The 24,267-nt window shown below is 38.2% G+C and carries 19 protein-coding genes and 1 pseudogene; 11 read left to right on the forward strand and 9 right to left on the reverse strand.

The window, feature by feature from the left end; genetic code table 11:
• The first annotated feature begins 532 nt into the window (after positions 1-532).
• From addB to trxA, 3 genes are all read left to right on the forward strand, one after another.
• Positions 533-3,652 (forward strand): double-strand break repair protein AddB, encoded by a 3,120-nt coding sequence (gene addB / locus ME1_RS01580; RefSeq protein WP_004862391.1) that lies wholly within the window; start codon positions 533-535, stop codon positions 3,650-3,652.
• Entirely contained in the window at positions 3,649-7,122 is a 3,474-nt protein-coding gene (addA, locus tag ME1_RS01585; RefSeq protein WP_004862392.1) for a double-strand break repair helicase AddA, read from the forward strand. Before addB ends, addA begins: the two co-directional genes overlap by 4 nt.
• Before the next feature lie 109 nt (positions 7,123-7,231).
• Positions 7,232-7,555, forward strand: a complete 324-nt coding sequence (gene trxA / locus ME1_RS01590; RefSeq protein WP_004862393.1) for a thioredoxin — start codon at positions 7,232-7,234, stop codon at positions 7,553-7,555.
• 103 nt (positions 7,556-7,658) lie between these two features.
• Here the strand turns inward: trxA and ME1_RS01595 are convergent, their stop codons facing one another.
• Both ME1_RS01595 and ME1_RS01600 read right to left on the reverse strand, forming a co-directional pair.
• Positions 7,659-9,236: a peptide chain release factor 3 gene (locus ME1_RS01595; RefSeq protein ID WP_004862394.1), complete on the reverse strand. Its 1,578-nt coding sequence runs from the start codon at positions 9,234-9,236 to the stop codon at positions 7,659-7,661.
• Positions 9,236-10,897 carry a lysine--tRNA ligase gene (locus ME1_RS01600; protein WP_004862395.1) on the reverse strand — a complete coding sequence of 554 codons (1,662 nt, stop codon included), beginning with the start codon at positions 10,895-10,897 and terminating at the stop codon, positions 9,236-9,238. Before ME1_RS01600 ends, ME1_RS01595 begins: the two co-directional genes overlap by 1 nt.
• Positions 10,898-11,069: 172 nt before the next feature.
• Between ME1_RS01600 and ME1_RS08065 the strand changes: the two genes are divergently transcribed.
• A complete protein-coding gene (locus tag ME1_RS08065; RefSeq protein WP_196792791.1) occupies positions 11,070-11,219 on the forward strand; it encodes a hypothetical protein in 150 nt (49 codons plus the stop codon).
• A gap of 73 nt (positions 11,220-11,292) precedes the next feature.
• On the opposite strand, the gene ME1_RS01605 is transcribed toward ME1_RS08065, so the two are convergent.
• A complete protein-coding gene (locus ME1_RS01605; RefSeq protein ID WP_004862396.1) occupies positions 11,293-12,519 on the reverse strand; it encodes an argininosuccinate synthase in 1,227 nt (408 codons plus the stop codon).
• 176 nt (positions 12,520-12,695) lie between these two features.
• Here ME1_RS01605 and ME1_RS01610 point away from each other — a divergent pair, with 176 nt between their 5' ends.
• Positions 12,696-13,334, forward strand: coding sequence for a LysE family translocator (locus tag ME1_RS01610; RefSeq protein WP_004862398.1), 639 nt, complete (start codon positions 12,696-12,698; stop codon positions 13,332-13,334).
• On the opposite strand, the gene rlmN is transcribed toward ME1_RS01610, so the two are convergent.
• From rlmN to lptC, 6 genes and pseudogenes are all read right to left on the reverse strand, one after another.
• Positions 13,331-14,566: a dual-specificity RNA methyltransferase RlmN gene (gene rlmN, locus ME1_RS01615; protein WP_004862399.1), complete on the reverse strand. Its 1,236-nt coding sequence runs from the start codon at positions 14,564-14,566 to the stop codon at positions 13,331-13,333. The genes ME1_RS01610 and rlmN overlap by 4 nt on opposite strands.
• 41 nt (positions 14,567-14,607) lie before the next feature.
• Entirely contained in the window at positions 14,608-15,111 is a 504-nt protein-coding gene (locus ME1_RS01620; RefSeq protein WP_004862400.1) for an invasion associated locus B family protein, read from the reverse strand.
• A 766-nt stretch (positions 15,112-15,877) separates the two neighbouring features.
• Entirely contained in the window at positions 15,878-16,342 is a 465-nt protein-coding gene (gene ptsN, locus ME1_RS01625; protein ID WP_004862402.1) for a PTS IIA-like nitrogen regulatory protein PtsN, read from the reverse strand.
• A 1,182-nt stretch (positions 16,343-17,524) separates the two neighbouring features.
• Positions 17,525-18,253, reverse strand: a pseudogene (lptB, locus tag ME1_RS01635) (LPS export ABC transporter ATP-binding protein); the annotation flags it as partial.
• 72 nt (positions 18,254-18,325) lie between these two features.
• Positions 18,326-18,946, reverse strand: a complete 621-nt coding sequence (locus ME1_RS01640) for an LptA/OstA family protein (RefSeq protein ID WP_004862404.1) — start codon at positions 18,944-18,946, stop codon at positions 18,326-18,328.
• A gap of 69 nt (positions 18,947-19,015) precedes the next feature.
• Positions 19,016-19,660: an LPS export ABC transporter periplasmic protein LptC gene (lptC, locus tag ME1_RS01645; RefSeq protein ID WP_004862405.1), complete on the reverse strand. Its 645-nt coding sequence runs from the start codon at positions 19,658-19,660 to the stop codon at positions 19,016-19,018.
• A gap of 191 nt (positions 19,661-19,851) precedes the next feature.
• Between lptC and ihfB the strand changes: the two genes are divergently transcribed.
• The 6 genes from ihfB (at position 19,852) to ME1_RS01675 (ending at position 24,205) form a co-directional block, all read left to right on the forward strand.
• On the forward strand, positions 19,852-20,130 hold the full coding sequence (gene ihfB / locus ME1_RS01650; protein WP_035009128.1) for an integration host factor subunit beta: 279 nt from the start codon (positions 19,852-19,854) through the stop codon (positions 20,128-20,130).
• Positions 20,131-20,138: 8 nt separating this feature from the next.
• Complete coding sequence (locus ME1_RS01655) at positions 20,139-20,435, forward strand: lipopolysaccharide assembly protein LapA domain-containing protein (protein WP_004862408.1); 297 nt, start codon at positions 20,139-20,141, stop codon at positions 20,433-20,435.
• 24 nt (positions 20,436-20,459) lie between these two features.
• Positions 20,460-21,392: a class I SAM-dependent methyltransferase gene (locus ME1_RS01660; protein WP_004862410.1), complete on the forward strand. Its 933-nt coding sequence runs from the start codon at positions 20,460-20,462 to the stop codon at positions 21,390-21,392.
• Between the two features lie 2 nt (positions 21,393-21,394).
• On the forward strand, positions 21,395-22,249 hold the full coding sequence (locus tag ME1_RS01665; protein WP_004862411.1) for a TrmH family RNA methyltransferase: 855 nt from the start codon (positions 21,395-21,397) through the stop codon (positions 22,247-22,249).
• Positions 22,239-22,742, forward strand: coding sequence for a signal peptidase II (gene lspA, locus ME1_RS01670; RefSeq protein WP_004862413.1), 504 nt, complete (start codon positions 22,239-22,241; stop codon positions 22,740-22,742). Before ME1_RS01665 ends, lspA begins: the two co-directional genes overlap by 11 nt.
• A 689-nt stretch (positions 22,743-23,431) precedes the next feature.
• Complete coding sequence (locus tag ME1_RS01675; protein ID WP_004862415.1) at positions 23,432-24,205, forward strand: Bax inhibitor-1/YccA family protein; 774 nt, start codon at positions 23,432-23,434, stop codon at positions 24,203-24,205.
• Positions 24,206-24,267 lie beyond the last annotated feature (62 nt).

The following is a 24,267-nucleotide window of genomic DNA, read 5'->3' on the forward strand; positions in this document are numbered from 1 at the left end:
TAATCAAAACTCTCCTTATTGCTAGATTGGTATTTACCATTGCAAACACAAAAAATCTTAAATCAAAAACAGCATAAAAACTTTTTTAGGTATTGGCAGCCCCCTATCTCGATAGCCTCCTCCAAAGAGAAAGTACTCTTGTTATGCGTAATTATCATTCACCCAATATTCTTTGACATATGCATAAAGAAGGTATTGCCCGCATTGATCTTCTTGATTTTCAAGATGGTTTAATAGGTACAACAGCCTATGATTTTGTCTCCTTAGCACAGAGATGCACGACTGTTTATTCCACCAATGCTCGAAGCAAAAATTCTCTATGCTTATTGCAATGCACACCATAAAGCACCACAACCTTTTGATAAAAATTAACAGAGCTTATCTGTTAAACTGATTGCCTCACTTAAGTTAAAAAAATCCACTGCACAAATAGAGCTTTTTAGTTTTTCCTTGCATGAAAATTGTATACAGTGGAAATCATGCCAATAACTTATAAAATAGAATATTTTCCACACATCCCAAATGAGATTACATGACCTATAAACCACGTGTCTTTTCTATTTCTCCGGGAACCTCTTTTTTACCGCATTTTGTGGATGCATTGCTCTCTGGTACGCTTATTGATAATTTTGCGCCAAATGGGGATATCCAAATGGCCCTTGCCGATACCCTCATTTATGTGCCGACACGCCGTGCTGCCCGCGCTTTACGTACAGCCTTTGTTGAAAGAAGTGATATAAAATCAACCTTTTTGCCAACCATTCGCCCTTTGGGAGATCTGGACGAAGAGAGCTTCCTTTTTGCGGAAAATCATACAAATATTCTGAATCCTCCCATTGGAGAAACTGAACGCCTGCTGCTTTTAGCGCGTCTCATTCGTCCTTGGCGTGAAAATTTACCGGCTCATTTGCGTGCCATGTTTGGTATAGAAGAAGTGCTTATACCTGCTCATACTGCTGATGCAATTTGGCTTGCTCAAGATTTAGCAAAATTGATGGATGAAATTGAAACAGAAGCAGCAGATTGGTCAAAACTTAAAGAAATTGTTCCTGATATGGTAGCCGAATGGTGGCAAATAACTCTCGATTTTCTCACCATTGTTACACAAAGTTGGCCACAAATCTTACAAGAAAGACAACGCAGCAATCCTGTTGAATGGCGCAATCAAGCTCTTAAAATGCATGCTGAAACTTTACACCACACACAACCTCATAAACCTATTCTTGCAGCTGGTGTGTCAGGTTCTATACCCGCAGTTTCTCATCTTTTAAAGGTCATTGCTTCTCTACCCAAAGGAGCTGTTGTTCTTCCTGGGCTTGATCTTCACATGGATGAAGAACAATGGGATGCATTAGGCACAATGAATAAAGAAAAAACAACTTGTCATTCTTTTGATTATACAGCGAATGTTTTTAGCCATCCTCAATATCATTTAAAAAAACTTCTCTCTCTCATGAAATGTCACCGCATTCATGTTTGTGAAATTGGTCACCAAAGCGCCATAAAGAAAAAACGTACAGCGCTTTTATCAGAAGCATTTCGACCAGCTTCTACAACAGATAAGTGGGTACAAATTGTCCGTGATGATTATGAAAGCCTTTGTGCAGATTGGTCATTCATTGAAGCTATAAACGAGCGCGAAGAAGCTCTTGCAATCGCCGTTGCTTTACGCAATGCCATTGAAGAGCCTCTAAAAACCGCAGCTCTTATTACAAATGACCGCAATTTAGCACGCCGTGTCGCAGCTGAATTACAGCGTTTTGGAATTGAAGCAAATGATTCAGGAGGAATACCACTTGCACAAACATTGCCTTCCACCCTGTTAAGGCTTCTTTTAGAAAATGTGTTTCAACCTCATGACCCAATTGCTTTTCTTTCTCTTCTCAAACATCCACTCACAACACTCAAACAAAATCGTCACCGCTTACGCGAAATGGCAGAAAATTTTGAACTCTTTGTTCTGCGAGGAAACACGAGCCCTATCAATTTTTGCGAATGTAACCAATTTCTCGAAAAGTGGTTAGAAACATTTCACAATACTTCTGAAATCAACACCCTTGACCAAAAGAAATGCGAAGAAGCACAGCTCCTTTGTCAACTTCTGAGTCAAGCTATCGAACCTTTAGCATCTCTCGTGAAACAAAAGAAAGAATGCACTATCAATGAAGTCGCAATAGCAACAGTTGAAGTTTTTGAAAATTTTGGGCGTGATGAAAATAATACTCTTGAACATCTTTATCAACATGAAGCAGGACAAGCTTTAGCATCTTTTTTGCGTGAATTAGTCAGTGATCAATCAGAATTAACATTTCCTCTTTGCGAATGGCCCGCCATATTTTCAGCTCTTATAGCCACCCGTTCTGTAACACCTTCTCCCGGAGGACATCCACGTTTATTCATTTGGGGCACGTTGGAATCACGTCTGCAAACAGTTGATACAGTGGTTATCGGCGGTCTTAATGAAGGATCATGGCCCATAACAACCCGCAATGATGCTTTTTTATCACGACAGATGAAAATGATGTTAACTCTTGAACCACCAGAACAGCGTATTGGTCTTTCCGCGCATGATTTTCAATGGGCTATGGGAATGAATAAAGTTGTGATGAGCCGAGCGATAAGGGTTAATCATGCTCCTTCACTTCCTTCACGCTGGTTACAACGTTTAGAAACAGTTATAGGAAAACACGTTTGGAAACAAATCCGTGCACGAGGAGAAAATTTTCTCCATTGGGCAAAAATGCTTGACAATACAAATATGGTAACCTGTGCAGAACGCCCTTGCCCAGTACCGCCCCTTGATATACGTCCACGCCATTTTTCGGTCACCGAAATAGCAACGTTGCGGTATGACCCTTATGCCATTTATGCAAAAAAAATCTTGCGCTTAAAACCACTTAAAGCGCTTATGCATGATCCTCGCGCTGCTGAACGTGGAACACTTTATCACGCTATTCTTGCTGCTTTTGGTACACAAATAAGAAATCCACATGCTGCAAACGCATTAAATGTTCTTCTCACTCTTGGACGACAAGAATTTGATAAGTTCAATTTACCTGCCGATGTTGAAACAATCTGGTGGATAAATTTTGAAAATCTTGCTCCTTTCATTCTTCAGTGGGAACAAAGTCTAGAGCCTCGAGAACGACATACCGAAGTCGTATCACAAAAAATACCGATAGGTACAACAGGTGTAACTCTTTCAGGACGAGCTGATCGTATTGATGTATTGGCAAACAACACGGTTGAAATTCTTGATTTTAAAACCAGTACACCCCCCTCGTCAAAACAAGTTCGTGATTTATTATTTCCACAATTGGCACTAGAAACAGCTTTGCTAATGAAAGGAGCCTTTACAGATTTTCAAAATCTTACCCCCTCAAATCTATTTTACATCCCCCTCAATGGAAAAGGTGAAATCACGCCCCAATCCATTCTTTTAAAGAAAGGAGAAAAAGAGCACCAAAGCGCAATTCATCTTGGTGCAAAAGCATGGGAACATCTTATCGCATTAATGGAGTATTACCAAAATCCACAGCAAGGTTATCTTTCACACGCAGTTCCTTTAAAAAAAGACTATGAAGGTGATTATGACCATCTGGCACGATTATGGGAATGGTCTAATGGTCTTCATAATGGAGGTCAATCATGACTCCTTTTTTTATTCCTGAAGCAGCTCTTGAAGCACAAGCAACTGCAACACACCCCCAAAAAAACGTATGGGTTTCTGCAAATGCAGGCTCTGGAAAAACGCACGTTTTAAGCGAACGTGTTATCCGTTTACTTTTAAATGGTACCCCTCCAGCACGTATTTTATGCCTCACTTATACGAGAGCCGCTGCCGCTGTTATGCAATCGCGGATTTTTCGCACACTTTCCAGCTGGAACGAGCTTGATGATGAACAGCTTCAAAAAACCTTATCGAAACTCGAAAATAAACCCATAAATGCGAAAAAATTAACCTATGCACGTCAACTCTTCGCTCGTGCTCTCGAAACACCGGGTGGCTTAAAAATCCAAACTATTCATGCTTTTTGTGAATCTCTCTTGCATCAATTTATGCTAGAAGCCAATATTGCTGGACACTTCGAACTTATCGATGATGTCAACCGAAAAAAATTATTACAAGAAGCACGCTGCCAACTTTTGAAGCATAATGATGCACAACCTGCTTTGAAACAACTGCTTAAGGTTGTTAGTGAACATACTTTTAACCAATTGCTGTATGAAGCAACTGAAAAGCAACATAAACTGTCTGTTTTTTTATCCTCTCTTCTGTCTGAAAATGGAGAAGAACAATTGCGTGCGCTGTTTAATTTAGCGCCTGATGATACAAACCAGCAACTACTGGAAAAAATTCAACAGATTGCTCGGCTTCCTCTTTATGCTCTTACACATTGCCAAACCTATGGTCATAAAAACACTAAGGCTATGATTGAGAAACTTTCCCAATTAGAAACCGCTTGTGATGAAACAACCATCATAAACATTGTTTCAAATGTTTATTTTAAAACGACAGGTGATCCCCGTAATTTTTCACTTATATCTTCTAAAAAATCAGATGAAATTTGGCCCTTTATTCAACAAATGATTGAAGAGAAACAAAGCAAACTTTCTGTTCTTTTAGAGAAATATAAATGCGTAAAAATCCTTGCACTCAATATGGCTGCTTTTCAGCTTTGTGCCATTTATCTAAAAATTTATGCAAATTTAAAAAAAGCTAATGGTTTTTTAAATTTTGATGATCTCATTGAGCGTACACTCCATTTGTTGCAACGTGAAGGTGCAAGCCAATGGGTACACTATAAACTTGATCTTGGTCTTGATCATATTTTGCTTGATGAAGCACAAGATACTAACCCTGATCAATGGAAAATTATTCAACTTTTAGCGCAAGAATTTTTTACAGGTTATAGTCAACGTGACAATATACGTACTCTTTTTGCTGTTGGAGATGAAAAACAGTCTATTTATTCTTTTCAAGGCGCTGCTCCAGAAAATTTTGCTGCAAATGGTAAAATGATTCAAAAAAAAGCAGAACAAGCGAAGCAGAAATTTGAAAAAATACAACTGAATTATTCTTTTCGCTCTACAGCTGATGTCCTTAAAAGCGTTGATCTTGTCTTTGAAACACCAGAAAATTACAAAGGGCTTTCTGCAGAAAATACCAAAACAGTGCACGAAGCTATTCGCATTCATAGCCCGGGTGAAGTTATTTTATGGGATGCATTTTCCAAAGAAAAAAACGAACTTCCTGATGATTGGCATGTATCTGTTGATCAGTTAGATACACCGGAAGTACATCTAGCAGAAAAAATTGCCGAAACCATCGCAAGCTGGTTGCATAAAGGAGAAATGCTTCCAGCAAAAGGGCGCTTAATGCGTGCAAGTGATATCATGGTTTTGGTTCGTAAGCGTGATGAATTCGTCTTAGCGCTTTCTCGTGCACTTAAACAACATAATATTCCAGTAGCTGGTGCTGACCGTTTACAGCTTACTAACCATATTAGTGTGCGTGATTTAATGGCACTTGCACGGTTTGTCTTGCAACCACAAGATGATCTTTCTCTTGCTTGTGTTTTAAAAAGTCCACTTTTTTCGCTTAGCGAGGAAGAACTTTATCAGCTTGCAGCATACCGTACAGGTTCCCTTTGGCAAAGCCTGTGTACATATGCGTCATCGCATACATCTTTTCAATATGCTTTTGAAACCTTAAGCTTCTATCGCACTCTCGTGGATAAAATACCGGTTTTTGAATTCTATAGCCATATTTTGAACAATGATAAGGGACGACAAAAAATTCTAGCGCGTTTAGGATCTGAAGCAAATGATGTGCTCGATGCTTTTATGGATTACACACTCACGATTCAAAAAACAGGCTTACCAGGATTACAAGCTTTCTTGGAAACATTAAGTGTAAGCGAACCAGAAATTAAACGTGAATTTGACCAAAACCACGAAGAAGTCCGTATCATGACTGTTCATGCTGCTAAAGGATTGGAAGCTGCTGTTGTTTTTCTCATCGACCCAGGGAGTGCTGTTTGGCATTCTCAACATGCACCACACCTTCTGACAGTTCCCTTAAACAAGAGACAATTAAGCGACCAACACGCTTTTATCTGGCGTCCCAATGCAGAATTTCGCACTCCCCCCTCTGAAAAAGCACTTTCATATTTAAAAGAACGTGCAGAAGAAGAATATAAACGCCTTCTTTATGTAGGCATGACCCGCGCTGAAGATCGATTATTTATTTGTGGATATAAAAGTGAGAAATCTCCCTCTCATACATGGCTACAATTGGTAAAAAAAGCTCTTGAACCACACGCAGTGCCAATAAAAGGTCCTACAGAAGATATTGCAGCTTGGCGTTATTGTATTACACCTTCTTCTGCCCCTATAAACCAAGAAGTATCCTATGCTGATAGCTTGGCATTTTCACCTTTACCGGATTTCTTCTTCCATAAAGTACCCGTAGAACCAGCCCTGCCGAAACCATTAAGACCCTCTGTTGCTAGTCTCTCCATTGAAGCTGATACGGAGCTTTTTTCCAATACAAAACAGTTTAGCATTTCACCTGTTTTAGGTGAAATAAATACCAAAAGAGCTTTTTCCATTGAATATGGTAATGTTGTACACCGATTGTTGCAATATCTGCCCAACTGTCCTTTAGAAAAACGTCGAAATTATGCCCAACATTATCTCAATACAAAAGCCTCTCATTGGCATGAATCCCAAAAAGAAGAAGCACTGCATCATGTTTGGCAGATTTTAGATCATATCTACCTCAAACCTCTCTTTTCTGTTGATTCACGTGCTGAAGTCTCCCTCATGGGTCTTGTAAAAATTCGTGGTAAAGAACAATCAATTTCCGGTCAAATTGACCGTCTATACATCAAACAAAACAGCATTATCTTTGCTGATTTTAAAACTGGAACACCACCAGAAAGCGAAGCTGATATCGCCCCGCGCTATTTGTTGCAAATGGCTCTTTACCGAAAATTACTACAGACTATTCATCCAAACAAAGATGTCCAAGCTCTTCTTGTCTATAGTAAAGAAATAAAAATTTTTAAACTTCCTCCAGAAAAACTTGAAGCGCTTCTTGACGAAATTGCTGCATAAATCACAAGAAAACCTTTTCCATAAAGGCCCTTATAATTTATTTTTGCAATAACTTGATATGAATTGTTATCGTACCGATGTATAGAATGAGATATAAAGGAATAAATTTATGACATGTATAAAAGTTGATAAGAGCAATTTTGAAAATGAAGTTCTAACCTCTTCCATCCCTGTTGTCGTTGATTTTTGGGCAGAGTGGTGTGGCCCTTGCAAAATGATCGCTCCAATTTTGGATGAAATTTCAGCAGAAATGCAAAATCAAATTAAAATTGCCAAAGTGAATATTGATGAAAATCCGGAATTGGCTACCCAATATGGAGTACGCTCGATTCCTACCTTATTGATGTTTAAAAATGGAAATGTTTCATCAAATATGGTTGGAGCTGCTTCTAAGGGGCGTGTTTCTGAGTGGATCAAAGAAGGACTTGGTTAAATATACCTATAACGATTCTTACCATAAAGGAGAGGGGTATCACCTCTCCCTTTTTTTTGGATTTTATAAAATAGCCGCTATTTACAATAGCAAAAGCTGCTGTTTATTCAGAGCGGACTTGATAATCTTTAAAAGCTGAAAATTTTATTTTTGGTGCCCGTTCTGCTTCATAATTAAGTGAGAAATGATTTTCTGCTAAAAAGACTGCATCACCATCTAAATCATGAGCAATAGCAAAGCGGTGATTGGTTAGAAATTTTTGCAATTCGTCTTTATCTTCTGAAGAAATCCAACGGCATATGCTAAAGCGTGCCGATTCAAAATTCACTGGCAAACCATATTCTATCTTCAGTCGTTCCTTTAAAACATCAATTTGTAAAGCACCAATCACACCAATAAGAGAAGGTGATCCGTCATCAGGGATAAAGAGTTGCACCACTCCTTCTTCAGCCATTTGCTGTAAAGCATCTTTGAGTTTTTTTGCTTTCATCGGATCGCCCAAACAAACACGACGTAAAATTTCTGGCGCAAAATTTGGGACGCCTTTAAAGAGGATATCTTCCCCTTCTGTTAAGGTATCGCCAATGCGCAACGTTCCATGATTAGGAATCCCTACAATATCACCAGCATAGGCTTGATCAGCAATTTGACGCGAACGTGCAAAGAAAAATTGTGGAGCAGAAAGTGTCATCGATTTTCCTGTTCGTACCAACTTTGTCTTCATACCACGCTCAAGTGTTCCCGAACATACCCGAAAGAATGCAATACGATCGCGGTGATTGGGGTCCATATTTGCCTGAATCTTAAAAACAAATCCCGTCATTTTAGATTCCATGGCCATGACATTGCGTTGATCTGCACTCTGATCACGAGGACTTTGACCAAAATCAATGAGCGCATTGATTAAATCACGAACACCAAAATTGCGTAAAGCTGAACCAAAATAAACTGGAGTCATATGTCCTTCACGGAAAGTTTTAAGATCAAAATTTTTGCAAGCATTTCGCGCAAGCTCTACGCTTTCGATAAAAGATAAGCGTTGGTTTTCTGGAAGCAAATTTGCAACCTCATCTGGTCCAGAAACCAACTGTTGCATTATCTCATCATCTTTTTGACGAAAACGATTATGATGAAGATCAAATGTGCCAACAAAATCTTTACCCGTACCGATTGGCCACGTTATTGGTGCGGTATCTAGTGCGAGTTTTTCTTCAATTTCATCTAAAAGTTCTATAGGATCACGTGCCTGACGATCCATTTTGTTGATAAAAGTAACAATAGGAATATCTCGCATCCGACACACTTCAAACAATTTCAGTGTTCTAGGCTCAATTCCGCGTGCACCATCCAACACCATTACAGCACTGTCTACTGCCGTGAGAGTACGATATGTATCGTCTGCAAAATCCTCATGTCCTGGAGTATCTAGTAGATTAAAGATATGATTTTCATATTCAAACGTCATAACCGATGTTACAACCGAAATACCACGATCACGTTCAATATTCATCCAATCAGAGCGGGTTTGAATACGGTCTTTTTTTGCTTTCACCTCACCAGCAAGCTGAATCGCCCCCCCAAACAATAAAAGCTTTTCTGTCAGTGTTGTTTTACCCGCATCTGGGTGGGCAATGATTGCAAATGTGCGACGCCGCTTTACCTCTTGCACTCTCTTTTCCATTATTCCACCGTAGTTCGAGCAAGCGCTTCAGCAATCAATGCACGCATTTCATTAATCCCGTACAACGCAATAAATGACCCCCATCGTGGTCCTCGTTCTTGCCCTAAAAGAACCTCATACAACATTTGAAAAAACACATTTGAAACACCCGGACCCCCTTCAGGGCTTTTCTTGCTATGGTCTTGATAGCGTTCCGTTAGACGTGCAACATCAAGAAGCACATTTTGAAGCGTGTTTCCATCAGCAGTTTCAGGCAAACTGGCTAATTTTTCATCTATTTGCACTAACGTTGCACGCTCACAGTCATCAGGAATGCGAAATTTTTTATTTGGTTTAACAAAAAGTTCAAAATATTTAATGGCAAATTGCACCAATTGATCAAGTGCTGGATAAGTTTGTGGATTGGCTCCTTTAGCATAGCGAGAAATAAAGCCCCAAAGAACCTCTTTATTCTCAGCATTTGAAGCACTTACCAAATTCAGGAGCATAGCAAAGGATACAGGCAAATCAACTTGTGGAGGGCAACCACTATGGATATGCCATACAGGATTATTAAGCCGCTCTTTCCATTCTTGACGCCCATAGGCTGAAAGATGCGCGTAATATTCATCAACCGCTTTTGGAATAACATCAAAATAAAGCCTTTTTGCTGTTTTTGGCTTTGAAAACATATAAAGCCCTAAACTTTCCGTTGGAGCATATGTTAACCACTCATCAATGGTTAAGCCATTTCCTTTAGATTTAGAAATTTTTTGCCCCTTATCATCCAAAAAGAGCTCATAATTAAATCCTTCTGGTGGATTTCCACCAAGCACTTTGCAAATTTTAGAAGAAAGAGTGGTGGAATCGATAAGATCTTTTCCCGCCATTTCATAATCAATGCCAAGTGCTTTCCAACGCATCGCCCAATCTACTTTCCATTGACATTTAACCTTGCCCCCTGTGACCTCCGTTTCAATGGTTTCTCCCGTTTCAGGCTCAATATAGGTGACAGTACCTTTTTCAACATTACGAGCAATCATCGGAACTTGTAATACTTTTCCAGAAAATGGAGAAATCGGTAAAAAGAGGGAATAAGTAGCCTGACGTTCCTCACCCAATGTTGGCAAAACAATTGCCATTACTTTGTCATAACAGGCAAGTATTTTTAAAAGTGTTTCATCAAAACGACCAGAAGTATAATAATCTGTCGCGCTAGCAAATTCATAATCAAAACCAAAACGATCAAGAAAAGCGCGTAAACGCGCATTATTTGCTGCTCCAAAAGAAGGATAAGTATCCCCAAAAGGATCTGGTACGCAGCTGAGTGGTTGACCAAGATAATTTTCCATTTTTTCACGGTCAGGCACATTATCAGGAACCTTACGCAAACCATCCATATCATCAGAAAAACAAAGAAGCTTTGTTTTTACTTTATTCTCAGTGAGAATATGGAAAGCATGACGCACCATGGTTGTACGCGCCACTTCCCCAAAGGTACCAATATGCGGTAAACCGGAAGGACCATAACCTGTTTCAAATATTACACTCTCTGGATACCCTGTTTTTTCATATCGTTTGATAATCTTGCGTGCTTCTTCAAATGGCCAAACTTTCGATTGAACAGCGGCCTCTCTTAATTCTGGTGTAAGGCTAAGGGCATCATACGGATCACGCATCATCTTCTTTATCCTAAAATTAAATTCTTTAATGGCTTGGTGTATGGTGATTGAACTTATTCGTCAATAATAGTGCGCTAAAATCTTCTTAATTATGCTCTTGTTATGATCAGTATCTGCCCTATTCTTCCCATTGTGTCCTCTTTTATTTTTATATTAATGAAGTATAAGTATTATGAACCGTAATTTACTCATTTTGATTATTGGTATTTTAACTGCCATTATTCTAGGTTTTTCCTATTACACGTATCAGCAAGAAAAAAAATCCTCTAGCATCGAGCTAAAAATAGGACAATTAACCTATTTGCAAACACCAATAAGTTAGAAAAATGACAAAATTAAATATTTTATATAAAAGAGCTCTTTTATTATATTTAAGGGCTATTTTATAGGATTATTTATTTACATACCAACGAACGCGCTGCCAATGTGCGCAAACGCAGGGCATTTAATTTAATGAAGCCAGCAGCATCTTGTTGATCATAGGCGCCTTCATCATCCTCAAAAGTTACCAATTTACTAGAATAAAGTGACTTTTTGCTTTGACGTCCTTCAACAATCACATTACCTTTATAAAGTTTTAATGTAACTTCACCTTCAACATTTTCTTGGGATAAATCAATTGCAGCCTGCAACATTTTGCGTTCAGGTGAAAACCAAAAGCCATAATAAATAAGCTCTGCATAACGCGGCATCAATTCATCTTTCAAATGCGCTGCTCCCCGATCCAATGTGAGAGACTCCATCGCACGGTGAGCCGTCAAGAGAATAGTTCCTCCTGGCGTCTCATAAATGCCACGTGATTTCATACCAACAAAACGATTTTCTACCAAATCTAACCGACCGATACCATTGTCTCGTCCATAACTATTCAATTCAGAAAGTAAATTCGCGGGAGATAAATTTTTCCCATTGATGGAAATGGCATCACCTTTTTTAAAGCCAATAGTGATTCTGGTAGCTTTATCTGGAGCATCTTCCGGTGAAAGCGTACGCATATGCACATATTCAGGAGCAGGAAATGCTGGATCTTCCAAAATTTTTCCTTCTGATGATGAATGCAATAAATTTGCATCCACAGAAAAAGGTGCCTCACCTTGCTTATCCTTTTCTACCGGTATTTGATGTACATGTGCAAAATCAATCAAATCCGTCCGACTTTTAAAAGACCAATCACGCCATGGAGCAATAATTTTGATATCAGGATTAAGTGCATAAGCAGAAAGCTCAAAGCGTACTTGATCGTTACCTTTTCCTGTTGCTCCATGAGCAATTGCATCTGCTTTAGTTTCTTTGGCAATTTCAATAAGACGCTTTGCAATAAGTGGACGGGCAATTGATGTCCCTAAAAGATAGGTCCCTTCATAAACTGCATTAGCGCGAAACATCGGAAATACAAAATTACGTACAAATTCTTCACGTAAATCTTCAATATAGATTTCTTTAACACCAAGTATTTCAGCTTTATGACGGGCAAGTGTTAACTCTTCCCCCTGTCCCAAATCGGCTGTAAAAGTTACAACTTCAACACCTAGTTCGCTTTGCAACCATTTAAGAATAATAGATGTATCTAATCCCCCTGAATAAGCTAAAACAACTTTCTTTACATTTTTGTATTTTTTCATTTTAAAGCTCTATATGGTTCGCTTTCTTTTCTTGTATTCAGAAATAAAAACGATATAAGCAGTATAAAAATAATTTCTCTTTAAGCAACATTAAAAAGACGCAAAAAAATGTAAGTGGATATGTCTTTGTCAGGGGTGCAATGGTAAGCACCGCTTACAAATAAGAGGAGATTTACGTGTCATTTCTACCAGAGTGGTCTGTTGTCGTACAATTTTCTTTAGCATCGCTGATTTTAGCACTCATTCCAGGACCTGATATCATGCTATCAGTAGGCCGTACTATTGCACAGAGCAAAAAAGCTGGGATCATGTGCGCTTTAGGGAGTGCAACAGGTTTTGCCATTCAGGTGACTGCTGTAGCGCTCGGTTTATCGGCGCTTATTTTTGCTTCGCCACGCGCTTTTTTTCTCCTCAAAATTGGAGGAGCTTTTTATCTTTTATGGCTTTCCTTGCAAGCATTATGTAAAAAATCAACATTTTCTCTCAATAAAACATCTCAAAAGCGTCAAAGCCTTAGACGTCATTATTTTGCCGGTATTGGAATTAATCTCTTAAATCCTAAAGTTATTCTTTTCAACGTAACTTTCTTACCACAATTTATTCATGCGAATGATCCCATGGCTACACAGAAATTACTCATTTTAGGGCTTTCTTATATCCCTATTTCTCTACCAATTACGATTTCTATGGTTTTTATGGCTCATAAACTTACCCAGAACCTTAAAAAAAATCCCTCTTATATCCGTTTTTTAGATTGGTGTATGGCAAGTATTTTTACCAGTTTTGCTTTACATCTTCTTATCATACAAGATTAAAGCTCTTTAGTGCCAGCTCCACATTCAAGTTGAAAACGTTCAGATTTTCGTAAACGCTCTGAAGCCGATTTAAGCTGACCACACGCAGCCAAAATATCACGCCCGCGAGGTATCCGAATAGGTGAAGCATAACCTGCTCGATTAACCACATCAGCAAAACGCTCAATTTGTTCCCAATCAGAACATTGATAATTACTTCCAGGCCATGGATTAAAAGGGATCAAATTAATTTTCGCAGGTATCCCTTCCAATAATTGAATCAATCGCTTCGCATCATCCAAACTATCATTGATATCTTTCAGCATAACATATTCAAATGTAATGCGCTTTGCATTAGAAAGACCAGGATAATTACGACAAGCATCCATTAATAATGCAAGAGGATACTTCTTATTAATAGGAACAAGCATATCCCGTAGTGTATCATGCACTGCGTGAAGTGAAATTGCTAACATAACTCCAATTTCTTCACCAGTTCGGATAATTCCAGGAACAACCCCACTTGTTGAAAGCGTAATTCGACGTTTTGATAAAGAAAGCCCCTCTCCATCAGAAGCGATCAATAAAGCTTTTTTCACTGCTTCAAAATTATATAGTGGTTCGCCCATCCCCATCATAACAATATTGGTGATTTTACGCCCTTCAACCGGAACAATTGCCCCATCGGGAGTATTCTTATCAGGAAAATCACCTAAACAATCACGTGCAACCAATAATTGCGCTAAAATTTCTTCTGCTGTCAAATTACGAACAAGTACTTGCGTTCCCGTATGGCAAAAAGAACAAGTTAACGTACATCCTACCTGCGATGAAAGACATAAAGTACCACGCCCTTCTTCAGGGATATAAACCGTTTCAATTTCAACAGGCCTTCCTGCCCCACGAGCTGGAAAACGCAATAGCCATTTGCGTGTTCCATCCTTTGATATTTGTTCTCCAACAATTTCCGGACGTGCAATGGAAAAATGACTTTTAAGCATTTCTTGCATGGATTTAGAAATATTCAGCATCTCATCAAAATTTGAAACGCCACGCACATAAAGCCAATGCCAGAGCTGGCGTACACGCATACGCGTTTGGCGCTCTGGCACACCAATTGTCTTTAAAGCGTGCATCATTTCGTCTTGTGATAAGCCAATTAAAGAGAGCTTAGAGCTCTCCTCTACGATAACAGTATCTGTTTTTCGTGCTAGACATGCACCGACTGGTCTAAGGTCATATGAAATGGCCATTGTTTTCCAATTTATATCACGAATTTAGAGTTATAGAAACCTCAATGGCACTTCTGGACCGCATTTAATGCAGCAGTTATCCCTTTTAAGGAATAAGTATAGGTGGTATGGGTTCCTCGTTTTGAGAGTGCTTTCACCGTCATACTCATTCCAGAACGCATAGCAGAAACAAGTTGCTTTTCTAGCGCTGCTGATGCCAACCAAGCTGATGAATCCTTCGTAAAAAAATCAAAATCCATATTTCCAATGGTCACAGTAACTTTTGACCCTTCTTTAAGTGTATAACCAGCCATAAATTGTGGTTCAAACGAGATAGGCGAATCCGAACGCTTGGTAACCAAAAAGAAATTATCACCATGATTAACTGTCGTTGGAAGTGCTTCCAAGGGAACCGATAACACATAGCAAATTGTATTTTTTGGTGATTTATAAGAATAGGCCCCCCACGCCTCAAACTGATTCAAACGGCTTGGCGTTTGTGCACAAGCTGTTCCGAAAGTAACCAGAACCATTATAGAGGCAGCAATAACAGTCTTTTCAAACATTTTCATTTAGCTCACTTCTTTAGTCTCTAACAAGATTCCCTTCACGAGAAAAGCTCAACAAAAGCTCGTCAATGCTCTAATTTAATCGTCCTCATCCTCTCAACAAGTGAAATGTTTTCACCTCAAACAGAAAAGATTTTTACGTTTTATTTCGACTCTTTGGTTGCTACTAAATATAGAATTTTTATTCAATAACCAGATTGTGAAAAAGAACATCTTGATTTTATGCTACAAATTCTATTTGTCGTGTAAAAATTCTCTCTTTAGGCAACCAAACTTCAAAATAGAGTGCGAATATAGCATCCCCCTGTTAAGAAATAAATTAAGCTCCTATACCATTGGTAGTTTTTTGTAAAACAAAGAATATCCTTCATTTCACAGCCTTTCGGATATCATCTATGAATTTAACACACTTAACTCATTTGCGTTAATAAAAATCACAAAATATTCACCCTTCCACAAATTATAGCGTGTCCATACCTCGTATTCAATACCGTTTAGACACTGCCTTTTACACTCTTCAAACCATTTTGATTGATGAAAAAATCCACTTCATAGATAAATTAAAAGACCTAAAAGCATGATAATGAATGCTGCATACTGAAAAAAATTAGGGGGAGTGCCGTTTCTTTAACTAAAGTTCCTGCTCTAGATTTTTTTTCAAAACCATATGGATATTATCAGTGGTTCTTAAGCTCTTTAAGCGCAGGCTATATCATTTTAAACGCCCTCTGTGGTACACTGTCTACAATGCACCACATCGTTTTTAAGCTGCATGTGATTCTGAATTCTGAATTAATAAAGCATACAGTGCACGAGCATCATGCGTATTGCGTAATTTTTGAACAACATCAACATGACGCAAAACACGTGCAATCTGCGATAAAGCTTTCAAGTGATCTGCACCAGCATTCTCAGGCGCTAAAAGGAGAAAAATAAGATCAATAGGCTCATCATCAAGAGCTTCAAAATCAACAGGGCTTTCAAGGCGCGCAAATATACCCATGATTCGATGAATATCAGGCAATTTCCCATGAGGAATCGCAATACCACCACCCAAACCCGTTGAACCCAGTTTTTCACGTTGCAAAACAATATCAAAAATCACACGTTCACTAAGACCTGTCAGCTCAGCAGCTTTTTCGGACAAAATTTGCAAAACTTGTTTCTTCGAATTCGCTTTAAGAGCCGGAATAATTGCTTCCGGTGCAATTAACTCACTCAAATTCATATTTTAATTTTCCTTTTACACACTCAAATGCTCACCAGTAAACCTGTAAACACTATGAATCCTTGAAGTTTCTTTCACTTTCTTGCATCATCGCATGTGATTTTATTTTCCAATTTATGACGGGTGATGGCTAAATTCATCTCACTATCAGTGCAACAATAAATAGTTACTCAGCTCCTCATTAACAGCATGAGAAAACAAAGAAATGAAATTGTTCGTAAAATTTAATCTTCCTACGATATTGGCAAAGGTATTGTTCGTAAATTTATCAACCTTTTGATCACAAGAGTTCGTATATCATTTCTCATCAGATCTTCCTCTTCTTTTTAAAACCTAGCTCCTCATAAAATGAGAAGTATATCGAGGTAAAATGGCTTTTCATTTTGATAACCACCGTGCAGCTTGAATACTGTCCGACTACAACGATCTAAAAAGCTTTAAGTCGTTCAACAGTTATTTTAAAGGGATTCACATATTCAGATTAACACCCGCTGCCGTGCACCTGCTTTTAAATGCGCAATGCAAACCAACAAAATATCACAAATCTTTTTTGACAACCGTAATATATAATCCATGGTGCCACCCTCAAATATCCTAAACAGCGCCATTGATATGTTATTTGATTCGACAGAAAAAGTGTTATTAATACTCTCTCTTTCCCAATAACACGCGCATTTATTATTTATAGCCCCGTTTATCATTCATTATCAGGTTAATCTAGTGATATCTTTTCCATGGTATAATCAAAAGCGAACTAAATCTATAAATATGGTAAAATCACCCCATCTTGTTGAGGATTTTTTCAACATTCAGCAAAAATTCAGTTTAAGGTGATAATCATAAAAAAAGTTTTGGCACAAATAAGGAGATTCTCAATAATAACCCAAGAAATAGAGACCCCGTTGCATTAACAAAACTAAAAAACACCCATGCTCTTTTTTCCCTATACTACTGTATCTTTTGTTTTATTTAAAGCTCTTTTAATAACATAATCATAACTTCCCCAACCTATTAATAATTGTTCTTGGTTATACAATGGGATTCATCTCTATAATTATGATTAAGAATCAAAATAAAGTTTTATTTTCCCCTGTATAATGCATTTGATTTCCTGAATCTTCAAGAATGGCATTTGTATTCATTATATCCCCTTTAAGATAAAGACTCATTGAAACTGTGAAATCAGAGAGAAAACTGATTTCCTAAATAAATTCTGCGCACATCAGTATTGTTGATAATATCATTGGGACAACCGTGAACCAATACTTGTCCCGCATGAATGATATAAGCACGGTCAACCAGACCCAATGTTTCTCGTACATTATGATCCGTTATCAAAACACCAATTCCACGCTGCGTTAAATGGCGAATAAGCTGCTGAATATCAAAAATTGCGATAGGATCAATTCCTGCAAATGGTTCATCGAGTAACATAAAACTGGGGCGCGAGGCTAGGGCACGTGCAATTTCAAGCCGTCGGCGCTCTCCTCCTGATAAAGAAAGAGCTGGCATCTTACGTAGATGGTCAATTTTAAATTCATGTAAAAGGGCATCAAGTTCTTCACGTCGTTTGAGGCTATCCTTTTCAACACCTTCCAAAACAGCCTTAATATTATTTTCTACTGAAAGACCACGAAAAATCGACGCTTCCTGCGGAAGATACCCAATACCTAAACGTGCACGTCGATACATTGGAAGATGGGTAACATCAAATCCATCAATTCTAATAGATCCTCCATCAGATTTAATAAGGCCCGTAACCATATAAAAACAAGTGGTTTTACCCGCTCCATTGGGTCCTAAAATGCCAACGGATTCTCCGGTACGAATACCAAAAGAAACACCATTAACAACCTGCCTTCCACGGTAAACCTTAATCAAATGACTGGCAATTAAAGTTCCCTTTAAACGCTTTCTTGAAGCTTCACTTGTAAGATCATATCTGTCCGTCTGTTTTTTTCTTTTGATTCCAAACATGAAATCTTAATGGCCATTTTTTTGATTTTGTTTAAAAATGATAGAAACACGGCTTTTGTTATCAGATGTCTCACAACCTTCTAAAAAAGCCTTTCCGCTTTTCATATCTGCCGTTAATTTGCATCCTGTTGCCACATTATCACCATCGGTTAATACAACATTATTCCCTGTTAAACGCATTATTTTGGACTTACCATCAAAAACGCCTTTGTCACCCGTAGCAATCTGCGTGGCATTTTTTATATAAACTTTTCCCAAAGCTTCCATTTTCTTAATACCTGTCGAACCAAACCAAGCAGGCGATGCCTTCGTATCTCCTTGATCCTGACTAGCATCTTTATGCGCCTTATCGTAGTAAATAACTAATTTTGCCGTTCGCAGAAGACGTTTACCTTGAATTACTGACACATCACCATTAAATAGTGCTATCCCCTCTTTATCACGTATTTCTAAAGAATTTGCATAGAGTTCTACCGGTTCTTTGTCGTTTGATAAATTAATTCCAAAATGAGCGACTTCAGCATATCCAAAAACTGTTCCAAACATTAACATTCCCATGCCTAAAGCCAAAATCATACTAAACCATTTTTTGCATGGTTTCTTCGGCTTCATCTCATCACCCTTCATTCTTCTGTCCCCATACGAATAAACTTCTTTTTCATAACAATCACTTAAAGATTTTTTATTGATACTCTATCATTGTTTGTAAAGTACTAAATGCACGCCGCCATGAAAGTACATGTTTTGCCCTTTCCTTCTAATTTGCAAAGCATTTGCGGCAAGATGCAAACCTGTTCTCTGGATATTGACACTTTGATCTGTGTTTAATTGCCCCTCAGATAAATTAATATTTGCAGCCATAAATTGTGCAGTCATTCCGTCATTCGTTGTAATAGTGAATGGCTTATCTAGCTGTAAACAACCATTCATATTATCATAAACTCCTCCTTGTGCATCGAGAAAAACCCGTCTTTGTTTACCCACATGCACTTCAGCTGTGATGTTCTCTAATCCAATCACTCCAGAACGATTACGATCTTGAAATGCCTTTTCTGCTTTAAGCCAATAAGGCTCATGAGAACGCGAATAGCCTTCTAATTTTGGATTGAGCATCGTCAAATTCATTATCTCCCCCTCTTCATTATTTGAAGTAACAGAATCAGAAGAAACGGGAACAAAGAAAAATGTAAACCAGCAAAAAACCAGTGCAGCGGCCAATGCTAGAAGAGGTAAAAAAAATTTTAATACGCTAATACAACGCGAATGACGGGATGCTTTTCTAAAAACATCATCACAAGATAATTTTGTTGAAAAAGCTTCATAATGATTGTGTACGGACATACTACTCTAATCTCTTCAATATTCCGCGTTTTTTAACCTGTATAACCTCTATAAGAAGTATTTTCAAATTTTGTTTCTTGCAATTTGTTTTTTCTTGGTTTTATTTTGCTTTCAAACATTTATATGTTGTAATATGCATGCATGAAATGCACAATTATAGAAAACCTTTTTTGTGTGAAAGCGAGGCTATTTTGGTTAAATCAGAGCTTGTGCAAATTATTGCCCGTCAGAACCCGCATCTTTTCCAACGTGACGTGGAAAATATTGTGAACGCTATTTTTGAGGAGATTTCAACAGCGCTTGCTAATGGCAATCGTGTTGAATTGCGCGGATTTGGAGCTTTTTCTGTTAAAAGCCGCTCAGCACGTAATGGTCGTAATCCACGAACAGGTGAAGCCGTTGTTGTTGAAGAAAAATGGATCCCTTTTTTCAAAACTGGCAAGGATTTGCGCGATCGACTTAATCAGTGAGTAACTTTATGATAATTAAACGTGTCCTTTCAGCAGCCGCTTTGATAATTTTTACAGTGTTCTTAGTTGCTTTTATTTTAGTAAATCGTCAAATGGTTGCTTTGACGCTTGTTCCTTTTCGGATAAACTCTGAAAGTTTCACTTACCACGCTCCTTTTTTTATATGGCTTTTTCTCTTTTTTGGTCTTGGTCTTTTATTAGGAAGCTTAATCTATTGGTTTGCGTATCATAAATGCAAAAAAGCGCTCAAAAAAAGCACCGCTGAGCTCGAGAAATTTAAAAGCTTTTTTAATGTAAATTTTTAAAATATCTGTATCATGATACCGAACATGCCTGCACAATACCTTCAACCTCACCACAAGGATAGATATCCGCAGGAAAAGTTACCTCTTATTTTAGAAACAGGTATAAGCACAGATTATGCTCTCATAGACTCTGGAAATGGACAAAAATTAGAACGTTATGGAGCTTACCGCATTGTCCGTCCTGAAGGTCAGGCATTATGGAAACCTGCTTTACCTCAAAAATATTGGGTAGATGTTGATGCTATTTTCACAGGAAATCGAGAAGAAGAAGGTGTTGGTCGCTGGAATTTTCCAAAAAAACCACTTGATGAAACTTGGCCGCTTGCGTGGAATGGATTATCTTTTCTGGGCCGTTTTACTTCTTTTCGTCACGTGGGGCTTTTTCCTGAACAAGAAGCCCATTGGCGCTTTATAGAAGAACAAATTGTTAAAGCTACCCGTCCAGTGAAATTGCTCAATCTTTTTGGATATACAGGTATTGCTTCTCTGATTGGTGCACGTGCAGGTGCACATGTCACGCATGTTGATGCTTCTAAAAAAGCCATCGCTTGGGCAAAAGCTAATCAAGAAAAAGCAGGATTGACAGATTGTTCTATTCGCTGGATCTGCGATGATGCTGTAAAATTTGTCGAACGTGAACTGCGTCGTCAAAAGAACTATGATATGATTCTTCTTGATCCTCCTGCATATGGGCGTGGACCTCATGGCGAAATTTGGCAATTGTTTGATCACTTACCGGCTATGATTACAAACTGTCGTAAACTTCTCTCTGATAAACCTCTTGCCCTTGTTCTTACAGCTTATTCTATTCGTGCTTCCTTCTATGCACTCCATGCTTTAATGCGTGATGAGTTCATAAATCTTGGTGGAACAGTCGAATCAGGAGAACTGATTTTGCGTGAAGAAGCCGCCGGACGTGCCCTTTCTACTTCCCTTTTTAGCCGTTGGATTGCCTGAATATGTGTATACCCAAAACTGGTAAGGTTAAAGAAATTACCTCCCTTAGCAATCCTATCATCAAAAATCTTCGAGCACTCAGCCAAAAGAAAAACCGTAATCGAGAAGGGCTCTTTATGGCAGAAGGGCTTAAATTGGTGATTGATGCTCTCAATCTCGGCTGGACTATACAAACACTTATTTTTTCTAAAAGCAAAATTGGTAATGCTGCTATCGAAAATACCGCTGCACGTACTGTGGCCAATGGCGGCTTTGTCATTAAAGCATCAGAAAAGGTAATGGAATCCATTACCCATCGTGATAATCCGCAAACAGTTGTTGGCATTTTCAAACAACAGTGGCAATCCCTTGAAACGATAAAAGGACGTGTCACAGATGTTTATGTTGCTCTTGAGCGCGTGCGTGATCCTGGAAATCTTGGAACCATTATTCGCACTGCTGATGCTGTAGGAGCTAAAGGTGTCATTTTAATCGGTGAAACAACAGATCCTTTTTCGCCCGAAACAGTACGTGCAACAATGGGATCAATTTTCTCCATACCGCTTTATCATTTGGATGAAAGCACCTTTTTAAACTGGTCTGCTCACTTTAAGGGCATGATTGTTGGCACACATCTCAAAGGATCTACGGATTATCGAACAATTGATTTTAAAAACGGTCCTATTATACTTCTCATGGGAAATGAAAAACAGGGGTTACCAGATATTCTTGCAAATCGTTGTGATAAACTCGCACGTATACCACAAAGTGGACGCGCCGACTCGCTTAATCTAGCGATAGCAACAGCTCTCATGCTTTATGAAATCCGCCGCCCTTATTTAACACTGGAACGTATGAGGACAGAATATGATACGTAAATCACTGCCTTTTTTTCTCCTTGGCTTGGTACTTACTATAGGACTTGATCAAGCAGTCAAATATTGGGTTATGCATAATATGCTCCTCGGAACAGAAATCCCGCTTTTTCCTTTCCTTTCCCTCTACCATGTGCGTAATTCTGGTATCGCATTTTCGTTTTTTTCTTCCTCTTCTCACTGGGGACTTATTGCCATTACATTTGCTATCCTTGTCTTTCTTTTATGGCTCTGGAAAAATATTGAGTATCATAAATCTTTAACGCGTTTTGGTCTTACCCTTATTATTGGTGGGGCAATGGGAAATCTTATTGACCGTATTCGCTTTCACCATGTTACTGATTACATACTCTTTCATATCGATGATATTTTTTATTTTGCTATTTTCAATCTTGCCGATAGTTTTATCACACTTGGTGTTATTGCTATCCTTTTTGAAGAACTGCGTACTTGGATAAAAACAAAACATCAGTCCAGTCGTACATCTTCTCAATAAAAGCCTGTTCATTTATTTAAGATCATTGCATTTTTTAGGGTATGTTTACAAGGCGTACGTATTTTTACATCTTATATTTTGGAGATCATTCTTTATTATTTTTTATATAGAATTCAGATTCCTTGATATTGTTGTTTGTTGTTTTTTCAAATCATCTTATTCTGAAACACGAAAAAACGTTCAATAATAGATCAACAGATGAATCTACATCTATCTTGAAAAGACTTTTTTAATTCACTCTGTCTTTGATGAACTGTATAGATATAATACTGAAAGATCGAAAATATAATGATTTACTTACATCTTATATCTTCATAAACGCAAAAATAGTCAGGCTCCGTGAATTTTACATTAATATCATTGTGATGGGCAATAAAGTAACCTCATATTCTAAGCTTTTCCTTTGTACAAATTCTTACAAAAAATGTACAAACTCTTACAAAAAGACTTTATAGTTTTACTCAAAATAAGCCTTTTCCTTACCGATTTGTAAGGTTTCTTTCTAACGAAAATCTCTTGTAATTTTAAAATAAATCCCCATAATAAAAGGAGGTATGCTGGAATTCCATCAGCGGCGCCTGGGACTGGTTATATAGGGCGAGTGAGAGTTTACACAAGCCTGCTGTTATAAAGGGATAAACCTTTTAACCCCGACATCTGGTGGAACATATGCTAAAGGACTTTATATTATGGCTGATTTCAAAAATTTACGTTCGGCGTCTGTTTCCCATGCCGATGCATCAATTGATCAAGGATTGCGCAGCTATATGCTGGGCGTTTATAATACAATGACCATTGGATTGCTTATTACAGCTGTTGCTGCTTATGCAATTGCATCATTAGCAACAACGACAGATATGAGCCAAGCAGCCGCTCAAATCAATAGCAGTGTTTACTTAACTTCATTCGGAGTAACGTTTTACACATCGCCACTCTCCTACATTGTTATGTTTGCACCACTTGTGGCAGTATTATTCCTTAGTTTTAAAATCAACACATTGAGTACAAGTGCAGCGCGTAGCCTCTTTTTTGGTTATGCTGCTCTGGTTGGTCTTTCACTTTCCTCTATCACTTTACGTTATACGACAGAAAGTGTTGTGCAAACTTTTGTCATTACTGCTGCAGCTTTTGGTGCTCTTTCACTTTATGGTTATACAACAAAGCGTGATCTAACAGCGATAGGTTCATTCCTTTTTATCGGTTTGGTTGGTTTGATGCTTTCTATGATTGTGAATATCTTCCTTGGATCAAGTGCCTTGCAATTTGCCATCTCCGTAATTGGCGTGTTTATCTTTGCTGGTTTAACAGCTTACGATACACAGAACATCAAATTAATGTATTATGAGGGAGACGGCGCTGATACTCAAGGTCGTAAAGTTATTATGGGTGCATTAAATCTCTACCTTGATTTCATTAATATGTTTGTCTTCTTGCTACAGTTTCTTGGCTCAAATCGTGACTGATTGCAAAAACCATAACTTAATTAAAGAACCTTGTTTCTCAAAGGAAACAAGGTTCTTTTGCT

It is taken from the genome of Bartonella vinsonii subsp. arupensis OK-94-513, assembly GCF_000278235.1.
In the GTDB taxonomy this organism is placed as follows: domain Bacteria; phylum Pseudomonadota; class Alphaproteobacteria; order Rhizobiales; family Rhizobiaceae; genus Bartonella; species Bartonella arupensis.